Genomic DNA, 1,594 nt, shown 5'->3' on the forward strand with positions numbered 1-1,594 from the left:
TCGAATTAGAGGGGGAAAGCTACCGACGACAGCAACAGCTTAAGCAGGCTGGAAAGAGTAAAAAGTAAGACCACCCAACCGGCCATCATAGTTGTCGCGGACCGGACAAGATAGTTGACGCCAGACAACCTGACAGGCTACTTGCCCAAAACACAGGTAAAGCACCAACACGCCCTTGTTCGGCCTGACGAGGTCTCGCGCCTGCTAAAGGACATTCAGGCATACCAGGGGCACTTTGCCACGTCAGCAGCCTTAAGAATCTCCCCACTAGTCTTCACTCGGCCAGGTGATACCCGGCAGATGCTCTGGGAGCATATTGATTTCGACAAAGCGCTATGGGAGCTACCGACGACGAAAAACGGCGCACCCTTGATCGTGCCTTTGTCCCGCCAAGCAATTGCCATACTGGAAGAAGTGGAACCAGTCACTAAGCACCGCAGCCCTTATGTTTTCCCTAATGCCAGGGATGCCAAACGACCAATGAGCAATGTTGCAATCAAGGCCGCCTTGGACCGGATGGGCTATGGTGGAAAGATGACTGCGCATGGGTTCAGGGCTATGGCCAGGACTCTGCTGCAAGAGGAGTTGAAATACCCTGTGCACCTGATCGAAATGCAACTGGCGCATCGCGTTGCAGACATGCATGGGCGCGCCTACAACAGGACAGAGTTTCTTGAGGATCGCCGTGAGATGATGCAGGCTTGGGCCAACTATCTCGAAAAGCTGAAGACGGCCCGCGATTAAACTTCGTGACGATCAACTTCCCCCGCTACAGTAAGGAACTGCCCAGAAGACCAAGATCAGAAGCAATAGCTGCCTTTTTGGCAGCCTTTCGCTGCTTAATAATTCCCTCCACTGATCCACGCCGCTCATGCAAAAGATCAACAACAATGGAAAGGAACTCGTCTTCTTTCAAGCTATGCTCCGAAGCTAACGCCTTAATCTTCCTCTTAGTCTCGGCATCTACAGTTATTGCATTCGCAGCCTTTGCCGCTTTGCGTGCCCGATTCACCTTCTGGTTCCAAGCATTTCTAGCCTTCAAAAAGTAGTCAGAACCGTCTCTTGAGAGATCTTTCAAAGCAAGTGCCTGAGGAGAACTCCACCGCAAAACCCCGTAACCACTTCGAATTGGGCCAAGCTTGTCACATAACAGCGATTCAAGCAGGCTGGCAAGCTCATCGCGAGAGCTCTTATTCGGGAAAACCTCATGAAAGTTCACGGAAACATGATTACACAAATACCTCAGCGCCCAACCGCACTGAGCCTCATCCGCATCTTTAAGCCACTCGGAGACCTTGGCCGGATCAGCGGGTGAAGACACAGTATTATCCGATATTCCGCGAGATCCCCACCGATTGGGAACAAATTCCATCCCCTCCTGAGTTGGTAGCGGCAGGCTAGCATCTGAAACCTCCCCGAGCTCGCTCTCACTTCTGCCCCCATTCGAAGGCCCTTTATTATCAGCCATACTAATTCGAAATAAAGTAAGCGAACATTACCCGGAGATATAAGCCAAATCCGGATGGCCAAAAAACGATTTCAATAGTCGTGGCAATTTTTGCAAACGTCGAAGCTGCCGGTAAACAGTGCTCCG

At 51.3% G+C, this 1,594-nt stretch carries 2 protein-coding genes; one reads left to right on the plus strand and one right to left on the minus strand.

The features are described 5' to 3' along the window. Window positions 1–141: 141 nt before the first annotated feature. The gene (locus LWH94_RS19095) at window positions 142–744 is read left to right on the plus strand and encodes a tyrosine-type recombinase/integrase (protein ID WP_232903298.1); all 603 of its coding nucleotides are present in this window, start codon (window positions 142–144) and stop codon (window positions 742–744) included. 25 nt (window positions 745–769) lie between these two features. Here LWH94_RS19095 and LWH94_RS19100 read toward each other — a convergent pair whose 3' ends face one another. Next, window positions 770–1,372, minus strand: a complete 603-nt coding sequence (locus LWH94_RS19100; RefSeq protein WP_232903297.1) for a hypothetical protein — start codon at window positions 1,370–1,372, stop codon at window positions 770–772. Between the last annotated feature and the right edge of the window lie 222 nt (window positions 1,373–1,594).

It is taken from the genome of Marinobacter sp. G11, from assembly GCF_021282325.1.
Taxonomy (GTDB): Bacteria; Pseudomonadota; Gammaproteobacteria; order Pseudomonadales; family Oleiphilaceae; genus Marinobacter; species Marinobacter vinifirmus.